Source organism: Enterocloster sp. HCN-30185 (assembly GCF_037890305.1).
Classification (GTDB): Bacteria; Bacillota; Clostridia; order Lachnospirales; family Lachnospiraceae; genus Enterocloster.
On the sequence record NZ_JBBKBT010000005.1, the window covers coordinates 21,349 to 35,376 of the forward strand.

14 protein-coding genes are annotated in these 14,028 nt (G+C 47.5%); 7 read left to right on the forward strand and 7 right to left on the reverse strand.

Annotated features, from left to right (window positions below):
* Window positions 1-238 precede the first annotated feature (238 nt).
* The gene (locus WKT10_RS07485; protein ID WP_009247529.1) at window positions 239-769 is read left to right on the forward strand and encodes a helix-turn-helix domain-containing protein; all 531 of its coding nucleotides are present in this window, start codon (window positions 239-241) and stop codon (window positions 767-769) included.
* Window positions 770-1,061: 292 nt separating this feature from the next.
* Here the strand turns inward: WKT10_RS07485 and guaA are convergent, their stop codons facing one another.
* Window positions 1,062-2,603, reverse strand: coding sequence for a glutamine-hydrolyzing GMP synthase (gene guaA, locus WKT10_RS07490; RefSeq protein WP_066546037.1), 1,542 nt, complete (start codon window positions 2,601-2,603; stop codon window positions 1,062-1,064).
* Window positions 2,604-2,811: 208 nt separating this feature from the next.
* On the opposite strand from guaA, the gene WKT10_RS07495 reads away from it, so the two are divergent.
* Complete coding sequence (locus WKT10_RS07495) at window positions 2,812-3,777, forward strand: CFI-box-CTERM domain-containing protein (protein ID WP_340276455.1); 966 nt, start codon at window positions 2,812-2,814, stop codon at window positions 3,775-3,777.
* Window positions 3,778-3,801: 24 nt separating this feature from the next.
* On the opposite strand, the gene WKT10_RS07500 is transcribed toward WKT10_RS07495, so the two are convergent.
* The 3 genes from WKT10_RS07500 to WKT10_RS07510 all read right to left on the reverse strand — a co-directional run bounded on the left by WKT10_RS07500 (window position 3,802) and on the right by WKT10_RS07510 (window position 5,914).
* Window positions 3,802-4,653: a GTP pyrophosphokinase gene (locus tag WKT10_RS07500; RefSeq protein WP_066546026.1), complete on the reverse strand. Its 852-nt coding sequence runs from the start codon at window positions 4,651-4,653 to the stop codon at window positions 3,802-3,804.
* Window positions 4,654-4,779: 126 nt separating this feature from the next.
* Window positions 4,780-5,163 carry an SMU1112c/YaeR family gloxylase I-like metalloprotein gene (gene gloA2 / locus WKT10_RS07505; RefSeq protein WP_066546023.1) on the reverse strand — a complete coding sequence of 128 codons (384 nt, stop codon included), beginning with the start codon at window positions 5,161-5,163 and terminating at the stop codon, window positions 4,780-4,782.
* A 28-nt stretch (window positions 5,164-5,191) separates the two neighbouring features.
* The gene (locus tag WKT10_RS07510; RefSeq protein ID WP_337932313.1) at window positions 5,192-5,914 is read right to left on the reverse strand and encodes a helix-turn-helix domain-containing protein; all 723 of its coding nucleotides are present in this window, start codon (window positions 5,912-5,914) and stop codon (window positions 5,192-5,194) included.
* Window positions 5,915-6,195: 281 nt separating this feature from the next.
* Here WKT10_RS07510 and WKT10_RS07515 point away from each other — a divergent pair, with 281 nt between their 5' ends.
* Window positions 6,196-7,611 carry a sodium-dependent transporter gene (locus tag WKT10_RS07515; RefSeq protein ID WP_340276459.1) on the forward strand — a complete coding sequence of 472 codons (1,416 nt, stop codon included), beginning with the start codon at window positions 6,196-6,198 and terminating at the stop codon, window positions 7,609-7,611.
* Between the two features lie 86 nt (window positions 7,612-7,697).
* Here WKT10_RS07515 and WKT10_RS07520 read toward each other — a convergent pair whose 3' ends face one another.
* Window positions 7,698-8,861, reverse strand: a complete 1,164-nt coding sequence (locus tag WKT10_RS07520; RefSeq protein WP_340276461.1) for an ABC transporter substrate-binding protein — start codon at window positions 8,859-8,861, stop codon at window positions 7,698-7,700.
* Window positions 8,862-9,001: 140 nt separating this feature from the next.
* On the opposite strand from WKT10_RS07520, the gene WKT10_RS07525 reads away from it, so the two are divergent.
* From WKT10_RS07525 to WKT10_RS07540, 4 genes are read left to right on the forward strand one after another with little or no spacing between them, the layout of a single operon-like run.
* Window positions 9,002-10,039 (forward strand): FecCD family ABC transporter permease, encoded by a 1,038-nt coding sequence (locus WKT10_RS07525; RefSeq protein WP_337932308.1) that lies wholly within the window; start codon window positions 9,002-9,004, stop codon window positions 10,037-10,039.
* A gap of 6 nt (window positions 10,040-10,045) precedes the next feature.
* Window positions 10,046-10,858, forward strand: coding sequence for an ABC transporter ATP-binding protein (locus WKT10_RS07530; RefSeq protein WP_337932306.1), 813 nt, complete (start codon window positions 10,046-10,048; stop codon window positions 10,856-10,858).
* Window positions 10,851-11,690: a class I SAM-dependent methyltransferase gene (locus tag WKT10_RS07535; RefSeq protein WP_242962967.1), complete on the forward strand. Its 840-nt coding sequence runs from the start codon at window positions 10,851-10,853 to the stop codon at window positions 11,688-11,690. The genes WKT10_RS07530 and WKT10_RS07535 overlap by 8 nt, the downstream gene beginning before the upstream one ends.
* Window positions 11,687-12,253: a nucleoside-triphosphatase gene (locus WKT10_RS07540; protein WP_337433559.1), complete on the forward strand. Its 567-nt coding sequence runs from the start codon at window positions 11,687-11,689 to the stop codon at window positions 12,251-12,253. The genes WKT10_RS07535 and WKT10_RS07540 overlap by 4 nt, the downstream gene beginning before the upstream one ends.
* Here the strand turns inward: WKT10_RS07540 and WKT10_RS07545 are convergent.
* A complete protein-coding gene (locus WKT10_RS07545) occupies window positions 12,207-12,794 on the reverse strand; it encodes a biotin transporter BioY (protein WP_337932301.1) in 588 nt (195 codons plus the stop codon). The genes WKT10_RS07540 and WKT10_RS07545 overlap by 47 nt on opposite strands.
* Window positions 12,795-12,930: 136 nt before the next feature.
* The gene (locus WKT10_RS07550) at window positions 12,931-13,911 is read right to left on the reverse strand and encodes a zinc dependent phospholipase C family protein (RefSeq protein WP_066546002.1); all 981 of its coding nucleotides are present in this window, start codon (window positions 13,909-13,911) and stop codon (window positions 12,931-12,933) included.
* Window positions 13,912-14,028 lie beyond the last annotated feature (117 nt).

A 14,028-nucleotide genomic window follows, 5' to 3' on the forward strand; every position in this document is an offset into this window, starting at 1 on the left:
ACAAGCGAACGATACGGAACTTGCTCCGACGAGGTCTTGGCGGTTTGGCTTTTCGGACGGTCATTCAGTTGTCGCATTAAGCATATTTGTTTAATTCGTAATTTATTTTACTAAACATATTTGCTATTGTCAAGTGGTTGCAAAGAAAATATTAAACATTTTTGTTTCGGTTTTTCTTGACTTCCACTAAACATTTCTGCTATACTTATTTCACTAAATATAAAAGGAGCGTATCATTATGGCTATCAGCGAAAGAATACATTTTTTCAGACTAATGCGTGGTATGACACAAAAGTATCTCGGTACAGCAATCGGTTTTCCAGAAAAGAGTGCTGATGTGCGTTTGGCACAGTACGAAACTGGTACACGCAAACCGAAAGCAGACCTTACAAATGCATTGGCACAGGTGCTTGATGTTTCTCCACAGGCTCTTGATGTTCCTGACATAGACAGCTATATCGGTCTTATGCACACTCTGTTTACCCTTGAAGATATTTACGGTCTTACTGTCAGTGAAGCAGACGGAGAGGTATGCTTAAAGGTCAACAAGGACAAAGGCAGAGAAGCATATGAACTCCTCAAAATGCTGTATGCTTGGAAAGAACAGGCAGACAAGCTATCTTCCGAAGAAATCAACAGAGAAGAATACGATAACTGGCGTTACCATTATCCAGAGTTCGACACCACACAGCGTTGGGCAAAAGTTCCATCACAGGAATTAAGTGACGCTCTCGTGGAAGCATTCAAAGACCACTTGAAAGATAAATAAGCACCTACAGGACCTGCCACTGGCAGCTCCCTACAGATGCTTTGGCAACGACAAAAAAGCCCTTAACTATGGTTATTAACCACAGCTAAGGGCTTAGTTTATAATATGGAATTTGTTCAGAGCCAAGCTCCGAACTTTAGTCTGCAAGCCACCTGTTAATTGTTCCGTTACCCATAAACCACTGGATAACAAGAATAATGGCACTTGCTATGACTGTTATCAATTTGTTATCAAAAGACTAATCGAAATCGCTGAAACCCGCATAAACACTGGCTTTTTTAAGCAACTCGATTTATTCGAATTCAATCGTCGCCGGCGGCTTCCCCGTACAGTCATACAGCACGCGGTTCACGCCTTTGACCTCATTTACAATCCTGCTGGTGACCTTTGCCAGGACTTCCCAGGGGATCTGTGCGGACTCTGCGGTCATGAAATCGCTTGTGAGCACGGCACGGAGGGCGATGGCGTAGTCATAGGTTCTTTCATCTCCCATGCAGCCAACGGAGCGCATATTGGTAAGGGCGGCGAAGTACTGGCCCAGATTCTTGTCTGCTCCTGCCTTTGCAATCTCCTCACGGTAGATAGCGTCAGCGTCCTGTACGATCCGCACCTTGTCTGCCGTTACCTCTCCGATGATGCGCACGCCCAGACCGGGGCCGGGGAATGGCTGACGGAATACCAGATTTTCAGGAATGCCAAGCTCCAGTCCTGCCTTGCGTACCTCATCCTTAAAGAGCAGTCTTAAGGGCTCTACCAGCTCCTTGAAATCAACGTGCTCCGGAAGGCCGCCTACGTTATGATGGGATTTGATCACTGCGGACTTTCCAAGTCCGGACTCAATCACATCGGGGTAAATGGTTCCCTGAACCAGATAGTCCACTGCTCCGATCTTTTTGGCTTCTTCCTCAAATACGCGGATAAATTCCTCGCCAATGATCTTGCGCTTTGCCTCAGGCTCCTCCACGCCCTTTAATCTCTCGTAAAAACGCTCCTGTGCATTCACGCGGATGAAGTTTAAGTCATAAGGACCTTCGGGACCGAATACCGCTTCTACCTCGTCGCCTTCGTTTTTACGGAGCAGACCGTGGTCTACGAAAACACAGGTCAGCTGCTTTCCAATGGCCTTGGAAAGCATAACAGCCGCAACCGAGGAATCAACGCCGCCGGAAAGAGCGCAGAGTACCTTACCGGAACCGATTTTTTCCCGAAGAGCCTTGATTGTCGTATCTACGAAGGAATCCATTTTCCAGTCGCCGGAGCAGCCGCAGACATTATATACAAAGTTGGAAAGCATCTTTGTGCCTTCTTTCGTGTGAACGACCTCAGGATGGAACTGAACTGCATAGAAATTCTTCTCGGCACACTCCATACCTGCTACCGGACAGGACTCTGTATGAGCAGTGATGCGGAAACCGGCAGGAACCTCAGCAATATATACGCCGTGGCTCATCCAGCAGACGGTTTTGGGAGATACACCGTCAAAAAGCTGAGAGGCTGTATCCACGTCTACTTCTGTATGTCCATATTCGCTTACAACGGCTTTTTTAACAACGCCGTCCAACAGGTAGCTCATCAGCTGAGCGCCATAGCAGATTCCCAGAACCGGAATACCCAGTTCAAAAATCTCCTTAGAGCAGCGGGGTGCTCCATCCTCAAATACCACATCGGGACCGCCGGTAAAAATGATTCCCTTGGGATTCATCTCCCGGATCTGATCCAGACTCATGTTATAGGGATGTACCTCGCAGTAAACATTACATTCACGGACACGGCGGGCAATCAGCTGGTTATACTGGCCGCCAAAGTCTAAAACAATAATCATCTCTCTTGCCATGAGATTATCTCCTCTATCTGTTATTTCCTTATAAATCGAAAGAGATTGTACATTGAAAGTACAATCTCCTTTTATCTTTGGTACACACACATTATAAAGGATGGAGGATTAAATAGCAAGATATTTTCTCAAGTTTTTTCCTCTGATCTGGCAGTTTTTTCCCGACTGTGGTAAAATTTTCTTATAAAATATAAGGAGGGCTGTGCCTATGAAATGTAAAATATGCGGCAGTGAAAGCGGAAGCTATCCCTTATGCAGGACCTGCTATGCCAAACGGGAAGCTGGTGAGATCATAAAATGCGTCAAATGCGGAAGCTGGCACTATGCCGGTTCCCCCTGCCACTGTGAAGAAGGCTTCCAGGCATCCCGGATCTCCTCTGAAGCGGAGCTTCCATTTTTATATGAAGCAAAACCATCTCTTGTGACGAAAACTGAGACGGCATACTTAAACTGTATTAAATCCTTTCTTCCCGATACCTGCCTGATCCAGGCTCAGGCCAATCTGGCCTCATTTATCAGAAGAACGGATGGGGCCAAATATCAGAATGAGCTCTTTCGAAATGTAGATTTCATCATTACAGATCTGTCATACCGCCCTCTTCTTGTAATAGAGATCAATGACCAGACCCACCGGCTGCCTGAGCGGAGGGAACGGGACAAAAAGGTGGCCTGCATCTGTGAGGAAGCCGGAATCCCCTTGATCAACCTGTGGACCTCCTACGGCGTAAATGAAGAGTATATAAAAAAGAAAATCACACAAACCCTTGCTTCTCTTCCCGTTGAGCGTATCCACCACTTTGCCCCTGTACACGAAGAGACTGCACAGCCGGTTTTAGAATCGCCTCTGCCGGGAGCATCTGCTGCTTCATCCAGCCACGCTGCACCAAAGCAGCCTCAGACCTCCGCCAACAAACAGACGCAGCCCGCCTCCCAAAAGGAAGGCTGCTACATCGCAACCTGCGTCTATGGCTCCTATGACTGCCCTCAGGTCCGGCTCCTTCGCCGTTTCAGAGACGAACATATGAAGAAAACTCCTGCCGGACGTATCTTTATACGATTATACTATGCCGTCAGCCCAGTCCTGGTCCGCTGCTTTGGAAAAAATCCTGCCTTTCATGTCTTCTGGAGACACATTCTTGACTCCCTGATCCGCCGGCTGGAATCCGGCAGATAAAACCAAAACAAGACAATCCGGCCCCTATTTTCTCTCACGTTCCTCCTGCTCCGTCCAGATATTTCCGCCGCCTGTAAGAGCCCGTCTCTCCTTCCGGTTCTTCCCCGGCTCTTCCCGGACGCTCTTCATCCGGCGGAAATAGGAGCTCATTTCATCTGCCATTCCGGACAGGCGGTTTAACAGCGTGGAAAAATCCTTTAACATTTCATCATCTTTAAAATAGGGATATACGATATCGTGATCGATCTCACTCCACCCCTCTTCAAACAGGGTTCTTCCCTGGATCTCCACATAGTAGCCCCTGTATTTGATAATATAATGAAGCGACCGGTAAATTCCATCCGATTTAATGTCGATCAGCTCTTCATCGTAAATCCGGGTATCTCCGTTTCTCCGGTAAACCTTTGGCCGTTCGGCAATGTAAAAATGCTCCGGATCCTCGTCAAAATCCCGGATACGATCCTCTACATAGTTCTCAGGATCATTTTCAAACACCGTTGTAATATAATTGTGAAAATAAATCCAGTCCTCCCGGTACAGAAAAAATACGCGGATTCCGATCAGATCGGTAATATACTTGTGATAATTAGTCCGGTCAATATGATCAAATCTCCCCGGGTGCTCGCTGCGCTTGCGGATGATCTTTTCCAGCAGATGGCCCGGGCTTTTCGTGCGGTAACGATAGGAATGGATTCCCGCCCGTTCGATATCATAGAGGTAATCATTTACAAACTCCTTTCCGATTCCCCTTAATTTCCCCTCAATGGACAAATAGTCATCATAAATAGCAGCCAGCTCCTCCCATGGGACATTGGCTGCCTTAAAATCCGCCTCATCAATATTATAAGCTCTTAAAAATGCGTTCCGTTCGAACACGTTTTCACTTCCTTCCAGGCTAAATCAAATTTACGTTTCATTTGAAATGCTCATGCTCTGTACTGCAAAATCCGTTTCTATGATACTGCAAACAAAGCGTATTTTGCAAGGAAAAAATTCACTTCTCTATTCATGCAGCTCCAGAGGAAGCCCATCTGGATCTGCAAAAAAAGTCATTTTCTTTCCTGTAAACGCATCCAGCCGGATCGGTTCCACGGAAATTCCCTTTTCCTTCAGCTCTTTCACATCTTTCTCTATATCCTCCGTATAAAAGGCCAGATGGCGCAGTCCGGCTGCCTCCGGTCTGGTCACTCGTTTGGGAGGATTTGATACTCCAAAAATTTCCAGTTCTGTAGTGTCATTGATCCGAAGATCCAGCTTCCAGTCTCCTCTGTCCGGCCGGTAATTCTCCCGTATCACGGAAAATCCCAGCTTATTTACATAAAAATCTCTTGATTTTTCATAATCGGAAACAATGATCGCAATGTGATGTATGGTTGAAAATTTCATATATCTCCTCTCTCCATATAACAAATTCCTATCCAATATTATCTACCATCAGCATATTCAGTTTCTGCCACTGCTGCAGTTCCCTTCTTGTGATCAAAAGGCGCTTTTTAAACTCCTCTGTGTGCTCCTGAGGATGCAGCGTCACCAGGCATTTAAACGCGCAGGGCATAAGATCTGCACTGGAAATCCCGCACAGAAGGCCGTCCGTTGAATCGCGCAGCTCTAAGGGGTTAAAAATATAAAGCAGATCCTCCTCCAGAGGATTATAGCGGTTTACAAACGAAAAACGGATCAGCATATCACTGTAGATCACCTTTCCGGTGTAATACAGCTTGCTGCTGCGCCCGGAGGGATTGACAGCACGCACCGACAGATCTGCCTCATAACTCCCCGCCTCTTTCGTTTCCCGGATATCGATGATCCCGTCCTTCAGCCGTTTATAACGGCCGTCATAAAAATAGAAATACAGCCGTCTCGCCTGAAAAAACGGGCTGATCCCGCTGTTTGCGGAAGGGAGCCTGTCCCCCTCCTCTTCCTGAACCGGAAGATCCACCAGCTGCCCCGGCTGTACCTCCAGAACTCTGGCAATCTCGGTCAGCGTGACAATATCCAGAGAAACCTCTCCCGTCTCATACTTGCTCACACTGGCCCGGCTCTTATGGATCCTGTCAGCCAGCTGCTGCAGCGTCATCTGTCTGTTTTTTCTGTATCTGCGGATCTGTGCTCCCACGTACAGATTCACCTGCTCCACCCTTTTTTCCTCCCCATCTGTATTTATCCTCCCTTCTCCCGGTAAATAGGGAAATGTTTCATATAAATATACATTTTACGTTTTATCCAACTATATTTCCGCTATTATACCTCTTTTTCCGGTATTTTTCCAGTTATATTCAATTTTTATATTATATTTTCTCATTTAATGAAACTTTTCGGCGGTTGCTTTTTCTCTGCAAACCGATATAATCATACTGTTTGGGTCAAAACAGATTTGGCCCCTTTTACAATCCAACAAGACAACGAGGTATTCAAAACATGGAAGCAAAGAAAAAAAGCAGCTTTACAGGCTCCTTAGGCTTTGTGCTGGCAGCAGCAGGAAGCGCAGTAGGAGTAGGAAATATCTGGCGGTTCCCCTATCTGGCCGCCAAGGACGGAGGCGGACTGTTCCTGATCATCTATCTGGCGCTGGTACTTACCTTCGGCTTTACCCTTCTTGTCACAGATGTAGCCATCGGACGGCGCACCAAGACAAACGCCCTTCACGCCTTTGGGAAAATGCAGAAAAAATGGAGCTTTTTAGGTTATCTTACCTTCTGCGTTCCGGCCATTATCATGACCTATTACTCCGTCATCGGCGGATGGATTTTAAAGTATCTGGCTGTCTATCTTACCGGAGCGGGAAAGGCAGCCGCCCAGGACGGATATTTTACAGACTTTATCACCTCACCCGTATCACCTGTGGTTTTCATGCTGATCTTTTTATGTTTTACCGCACTGGTCGTATACCGCGGGGTAGAAAAGGGCATTGAAAAATTTTCCCGGATCGTCATGCCGGGACTGCTCTTAATGATTATCGGGATCGGCCTTTTTTCCCTCACATTAAGCAGTACCGGAGCAGACGGAACAGAGCGGACCGGCCTTCAGGGACTGACAGTCTACATTATGCCGAATCTTGACGGAGTTACTCCTGCCAGATTTTTGGAAATCCTTCTGGATGCCATGAGCCAGCTGTTCTTTTCCTTAAGTGTTTCTATGGGAATCATGATCACCTACGGCTCCTATGTAAAAAAGGATGTTAACCTAAGCAAATCCTTAAGCCAGATTGAGATTTTCGATACAACGGTTGCATTTCTGGCCGGACTTATGATCATCCCTGCGGTCTATGTATTTTTCGGCACAGAAGGAATGGCCTCCGGTCCCAGCCTGATGTTCGTATCCCTTCCCAAGGTATTTGAAGCCATGGGATCTCTTGGCGGAGTCCTTGGAATGATATTTTTCCTTATGGTTGTGTTTGCGGCTCTTACCTCCTCTGTATCCATTCTGGAAACACTGGTTGCAAACTGTATGGAGATTTTCCACTCCACACGAAAGAAAACCAGCCTTGTGATCGCACTGCTCTCTGCGGCAGCCTCCGTGATCATCTGTATGGGCTATAACGTATTCTACTTTGAAATGAAGCTGCCAAACGGAGCATCCGCCCAGCTTCTGGATCTGATGGACTATATCAGCAACAGCTTTCTCATGCCCTTCATTTCCCTTCTCACCTGCATCTTCGTAGGCTGGATCATCAGGCCGATGTGGATCTGTGAGGAAATGGAAGCCAGCGGACATACCTTTAAGCGCAAAAAAATGTATGCCTTTATGATCCGGTATGTGACTCCGATCATCATGGCTATGCTGTTTTTACAGTCTGCCGGTGTATTTGAAATAATAAAAAACATGTTTGGCTGATTCATGCCATCAGCAAAAAAGTCCCTTCCGCTCTGTCCTGTGACGAAAACCGGAAGGGACTTTTTTATTTTCTGTCAAATACGTTTTTATACCGTTCCACTGTAAATATTTTCCAGTTTCTCATCTGTAAGCTGTACATGGTAGAACAGATCAAAGAATTCCTTTACTTCTTCATCCACATTGTAATTCAGATACTCCGGATAGATGAGGCCGGACAGCCAGCGGATTCCCACAATACGGTTTGGCCCCATAGGACGGTCCATCCAGCTAAAGGGCGTATTTGGCGTACCGTATACCTGCTGATCCTGCACTGCCTTTAAAGATGCGTAATCCGGATTGGCCAGAATTGCCTCAGCAGCCGAAGCGCCGCTCGTATCCGCCTTTGGCTCTCCATTTACCACAATTACATCCGGATCCCAGGCAAGAAGCTGCTCGGCAGAAATCTGCACTCTGGAGCCTTCTCCCATTTCCAGATCTGCCACATTGACTGCATTTACCATATCGATGATCTGTCCGTGAGCAGAGCCGGCCGGAGCGGTCTCCAGGGAATCCTCTCCGTTTCCATAATAAATACGTACCTTTTTGTCCTCAGGAACCTCCATTTTTTCAATATCTGCAAAGGTCTTTTCCGCATAGGAAGCGAGCTTTTCGGCCTGTTCCTCCTCCCCCAGCAGTTCTCCCATAAAGCGGTAAGCTTCTGCGGAAGCCGACAGATCTCCGTCCACAGCCACAACAGGAACTCCCAGACTCTTTGACAGCTTATCGCAGTCTGATATCATCTTATCATTGATGGTTCCCACATTGACTGCAATGGTGGGGTCTGCTGCAATAACCGCCTCATAATTGATGGAATCGCCCATTCCAAAATTAGGAAGATCGTGATATTCTTCCAAAATAATGCTCTTTTCCAGCTCATTCAGCTCATAATTCCAGCCAAGAAGCTTATCCGGAGCCAGCGTATACATAAAAATAGCCGTTACAGTACTGGAAGAGAATACCGTTTCAATTTCATCCGGCACCACAACCGTGCGGCCTGCCATATCCGTTATCTCCCGCTCTCCCGCCGCATCAGCTGCCTCAGATGTTTTCTCTGCCTGAGTGCTCTGTTCAGCTGTTTTCGTTTCAGCTTGGCTCTGCATGCTTTCTTTAGCCGTTTCTGTTTTTGCAGAAGAAGCAGAACATCCTATAATGCTTCCTGCAGCCAGGGTAAGCGCCATCACTGCCGGTAAAATCTTTTTTCCTCGTCCCATTTTTCCTCTCCTCTTAATTGACATTCTGATCTTTATGCGTTATATTTTTAAATATCGTACTTTTTTATAAAATATAACGGTATTTTCATACTAGCACGGCAAAATTTTTTTGTCAAGCATCAGGAAAGGCGGAAACGTCCATGTTGAATCATCATTTCGAAGTAAAGCAGGAAGCGGCCCAGAGAAGGCGGTATGGCCTTCTTATCACCGGACTGCTTATCTTTCTATTTACCGCAGTCCTTTTATCCTTCTGGGTGGGCTACTATCCCCTGTCCCCCTCTCAGGTCGTAACGGCATTTTTATCCCGGTTCGGGTATGAGGGAGAAATCCTTCCCCAGGCCGTTACCATTTTCTGGAATATTCGTCTTCCCCGGATTCTGTCCGCAGTCTTTATCGGAGCCTCGCTGTCCACAGCGGGCGCAGCCTATCAGGGAATGTTCCGCAATCCTTTAGTCTCCCCCGACATCTTGGGAGTCTCCTCCGGAGCCAGTCTGGGAGCCGCTTTTGCAATCCTTTTCGGCGCCTCTAACTGGCTTATACAGCTTTCCGCCTTTGCAGGCGGCACCGCAGCGGTCGCTGCCTCTTATCTGATCAGCCGCAGATCCGTCCATTCCATAACCCTCAGCCTGGTTCTCACCGGCTCCATGATCATGGCGCTGTGCAATGCAGGTGTAACCATGATCAAATATGTGGCAGATCCCAATGATGTGCTTCAGCAGATCACCTTCTGGCTCATGGGGAGCCTTACAAAAACCGATACCCGCTCCTTTTTATGGAGCCTGATCCCCATGTCTGCGGGACTGGTCATCATCTTTCTTCTGCGCTGGCGCATCAATCTCCTCACTCTGGATGAAGAGGAAGCCAAAAGCCTTGGGATCAATATCCGTCTTTACCGTCTGATCCTCATTGCTGCTTCTACGCTCCTCAGCGCTGCCTCCGTTTGTCTGGGCGGCCTCATCGGCTGGGTCGGACTGATGATCCCCCATATGGCACGGGCTTTGGTCGGAGCCGACTATGGCCGTCTGATTCCTGCCAGCGCCATGCTGGGAGCCACCTATCTGGTTCTCATGGATGATCTGGCCCGTTCCCTTCTTTCCATGGAACTGCCCCTGGGCGTTGTAACTTCTATTATGGGAGCGCCCTTTTTTGTATCTCTTATCATTCAGAAAAAGGAGTAAACGACCATGCTTTTACAACTGCAGAATGTTTCCGGCGGATATGGGAAAGGCGATATTGTAAAAAATGTAAGCTGCGAAGCAGACGAAGGAGACATTCTCTGTCTGGCCGGCCCCAATGGCTGCGGAAAAACCACTCTGTTCCGTCTGATAATGGGGTCAATCCCTCTTTCCGGAGGCCGTATCCTCATAGACGGACAGGATCATTTAAAGCTTTCCCCCAGAGAGCTTGCAAACCGTATCGCCTATATTCCACAGTACCATTCTCCCGTCTTTTCCTATACCGTGCTGGATGTGGTGCTCATGGGCCGTGCCTCCCATTTTTCTGCCTTTGACAGTCCTAAGGCTGTCGATCGTGATGCAGCCTTTGAGGCTCTTTATAAGGTCAATGCCCTGGAGCTTGCCAATAAAAAATACACCTCCCTCAGCGGAGGACAGCGCCAGCTGGCGCTGATCGCCCGTGCGATCTGCCAGTCTGCTAAAATCCTTGTGATGGACGAACCCTCTGCCAGCTTGGATTACGCCAACCAGCAGCTTCTTCTGGATGTGGTCAGGGATCTTGCTTCCAGAGGCTACTGTATCATTATGTCTACACACAGTCCCGAACATCCCGCCTCTGCCGGTACCAGGGTGCTTATGATGAAGCAAGGCTCTGTGGCCGCTTTCGGCTCTCCCGAAGAGGTAATTACTCCCGAAAATCTTCAGGCCGTTTATGGCATTGAAATGGATGTTGTAACTGTAAAAGACAGGTATGGACATTCCCGAACCATCTGTATGCCCGTAAAAGCACCTGTCGGAAAGGAGCGGACTTCTCTTGAATGATCTGGCCTATTTTATCTCTTTAATGGAAAAGGAGACTGAGCCTTCTCCCAATATCTGGGACCGCCGAGCCCGTTCCTGGGCTCATGAGCGAAAAAACAATCGAAAAACGGATGAGCGTCTGGAAAAAGATTTCCTTTTTCTGGAGAACCATGGGCTTCTGAAAAAAGATTTCTCAGTGGCGGATATCGGCTGCGGACCGGGCCGCTTTGCAGCTGCCTTCGCTTCCAGAGTCCGCTTTGTCACAGCCTTGGACATTTCCGGTGAAATGATCGCTCAGGGAAAAGAATATGCCAAAAGCCTGGGACTTACCAATCTCCAGTTCCATCTTTGTGATTTTGATACTCTGGATTTGAAAAAAGAAGGCTTCAAACGGGCTTTCGATCTGGTATTCGTTTCCTTAACCCCCGCAGTCCGCAGTCACAGCCAGCTTTTAAAGGCCATGGAAATGAGCCGGGGCCGTTGCTGCTGTATTTCCCATCTGTACCGCAAAAACCGGCTCATGGAACAGATTATGAACGAAGTCTTTCCCGAAAAAGCCATGAGGCATGAAAATAGCGGCCGATGGTTTTATGCCGCTTTTAATATGCTGTTTCTTATGGGATACAAACCAGAAACCAGTTATGAACCAAGACACAGTGAAAAACAGATCGTTCCGGATGAGGAATATCTGGATTTCCTTATGGAAAAAATGTTTTTGCCTGACGATCGTACTGCTGCAAACAGAAACGCTGTCATGACCTGGCTAACCGATCATACTGAAACAGATGGCACCATAACGGAAATCACCGACTCCTGCTATGGACGTCTTCTCTGGGAGGTAACAAACCAATGACACACCATGTATTTTTAACCGGTGCAAAACAGGTGGGAAAATCCACCCTTTTGAAAAAAACACTGCGCTCGTTTGACGGACAGATCGGCGGCTTTTTTACTCTGCGTACCTGTGAATATTTAAAAACCGGCTTTTCTGTCCATCTTCTTCCCGCCGCTGTCCCTGCAGATCCGGATGAAACCAACCTTCTCTTTATCTGTGGCACGTCTTCGCCGCTTTCATCAAATGAAACGCCCAGACGGTTTGACCGCCTGGGCTGTAACGCGCTGTCTGATTTTCTTCAAAAGGATCTGATCCTCATGGATGAACTGGGCCCCCATGAAGCAGAAGCAGTCCGGTTTCGTCAGATGATTCTTAAAGTCCTGGACGGTCCTGTTCCCGTTCTTGGTGTTCTTCAGGAGGCCCCCTCTCCCTTTTTGCAGGAAATTGCCCAAAGGCCTGATGTGACCGTCCTGCGGATCACCGAAGAAAACCGGAATGAACCGGAACTTTTAAAACAGCTCGCTTCCCTTCTGCCTACCCTATCCTGTCAGTCATCTGTTTTACCGGCTCGCTTACAATAACTCCCAATATGGTGATCACAATATCCTTTGGCACAAAAGCCACCATAGAATAGGCAAATACAGCGCCTGCGGTCATGTCTCCTGAAAGGGCTGCCCATTGGAGGCCGCCGATCAGTTCCACTGCTGCCAGACCGATAAGAGAGAGCAAAATCCTCACCGCCAGATCCGAAATCCGGTTTTTGAGTCCCGGACGGATCCCGCAAAGCACCGCCATCACCGGCCAGGCCCAGATATAACCTCCCGTAAGCCCTATAAGCGACCGGATGCCGCCGCCAAAATTAGCAAACACCGGAAGCCCCGCTGCCCCGATCAGGATATAAACCAGTACCGAACAAAGTCCCAGCTTCCATCCCAGAACCGCCCCTACAAGAGCCACTCCAAATACCTGGATCGTCACCGGAACACCTGCGGGCGTAGGGATTGACAGCTGGGAGATGACTGCCAGAACAGCTGCAAACATTCCCGCCAATACCATTTCTCTTGTCGTAAAAGCAGTGTTATGTCTTATTTTTTTCGATTTTTTTGCAGAAACTGAATCCATTTCCATCCACTCCTTTTTCCGGTTCCGTTTTAGATATTTCATCTGCCTGAAACGGAACCTGTTTTATCTTACAGGAATGGTATATCACAGGATGTCCCAATTGTCAACCAATTGTATTTTATGGTTGACATTGTTTTTAATCATTGCATGGCAGGCCGCTGTGGTAGGAATAATTTCCAAGTTCTGTCAAAAGCCGTTCAAATGCCACCGGACGAAGAACCTTTGACCCCTCTATGATCTCATTGATCATATAGAAGATCGTACTCAGTTTCCCAAGACACCGTCGCAGCAGATCCGGCACAGACGCTCTGGAGGCAATGCTCCTGTCCCAGGGATTGCACCAGATTTCATGACGCAGATTTAAACTCCAAACCGGATCCTCTACCACGTCTGTAACCATTTTGCTGGAAGCAATGGGATTTTTAAGGAACAGCGACTCAAAAAACTCAATCCGGTCCTTTTTCCGGCTGTTGGGATCGGCCAGCGTGCGGCAGCCAAAGCGCATGGCCAGAATCGACCGGTGGATCATTCCTGCTGTTACCTGATAATGATTTTTGCTGCTCAGACGGTAAAACGCATCATTGATACAATCGGAAAGGAATACGGAAATAAACTGTGTTTCCATCCCATTGAGACAGATCGTGGCTGCCTGATTAAACTGGGAGGGCTTTTTCTTTTTATATTTTTTCAGAAGAAGGGCGTCAATATCATTTTCCAGCTTGGCATGAAGGCCATGGTAGTATCCCCCCGGATTCTGTACATCATAGCCGATCCGTCCATAGACATAAGGATGGCAGATGGAATCTCCAATATAATGACAGATAAAACCGCACAGAAAAGCCATTCCCTCTTCCTTCTGCTGCTTGGATTCAATCCTGGAAAGGCGGTCAAAGGCGCAGCGGAAAAAATCATTTACACGATGCTCGTGCATATAGGAGCCTACATTTCTGTGGTCTCTGTGGCGCAGGATAGGGAGATTGTAAAAAAACATATCCGGCCCCTGAAGTCCCAGCTGATACAGCCAGCGGTACTTTGTAATGACAAACTTAAGATAGTTGGCAGGAAGGTCATTATATGCCTTCATTCCTAATATATAATGGGTTGTAAATCCCGGCATGAGACACCTCTTTTCTGCCTGTGGGGCAGTAGTTTTTGCTGTTACTCTTATTCTATCACACTCTATTTGGAAATGCGAGGCGGAAATCTGCTCCATTTTCTTCCTGTCATACTTTTC

What these genes read in the sequence shown, in the direction of transcription:
- WKT10_RS07485 (WP_009247529.1), top strand. Translation starts at nt 239, where the DNA reads ATGGCTATCAGCGAAAGAATACATTTTTTCAGACTAATGCGTGGTATG.
- guaA (WP_066546037.1), bottom strand. Translation starts at nt 2,603, where the DNA reads ATGGCAAGAGAGATGATTATTGTTTTAGACTTTGGCGGCCAGTATAAC.
- WKT10_RS07495 (WP_340276455.1), top strand. Translation starts at nt 2,812, where the DNA reads ATGAAATGTAAAATATGCGGCAGTGAAAGCGGAAGCTATCCCTTATGC.
- gloA2 (WP_066546023.1), bottom strand. Translation starts at nt 5,163, where the DNA reads ATGAAATTTTCAACCATACATCACATTGCGATCATTGTTTCCGATTAT.
- WKT10_RS07515 (WP_340276459.1), top strand. Translation starts at nt 6,196, where the DNA reads ATGGAAGCAAAGAAAAAAAGCAGCTTTACAGGCTCCTTAGGCTTTGTG.
- WKT10_RS07520 (WP_340276461.1), bottom strand. Translation starts at nt 8,861, where the DNA reads ATGGGACGAGGAAAAAAGATTTTACCGGCAGTGATGGCGCTTACCCTG.
- WKT10_RS07525 (WP_337932308.1), top strand. Translation starts at nt 9,002, where the DNA reads ATGTTGAATCATCATTTCGAAGTAAAGCAGGAAGCGGCCCAGAGAAGG.
- WKT10_RS07530 (WP_337932306.1), top strand. Translation starts at nt 10,046, where the DNA reads ATGCTTTTACAACTGCAGAATGTTTCCGGCGGATATGGGAAAGGCGAT.
- WKT10_RS07540 (WP_337433559.1), top strand. Translation starts at nt 11,687, where the DNA reads ATGACACACCATGTATTTTTAACCGGTGCAAAACAGGTGGGAAAATCC.
- WKT10_RS07545 (WP_337932301.1), bottom strand. Translation starts at nt 12,794, where the DNA reads ATGGATTCAGTTTCTGCAAAAAAATCGAAAAAAATAAGACATAACACT.
- WKT10_RS07550 (WP_066546002.1), bottom strand. Translation starts at nt 13,911, where the DNA reads ATGCCGGGATTTACAACCCATTATATATTAGGAATGAAGGCATATAAT.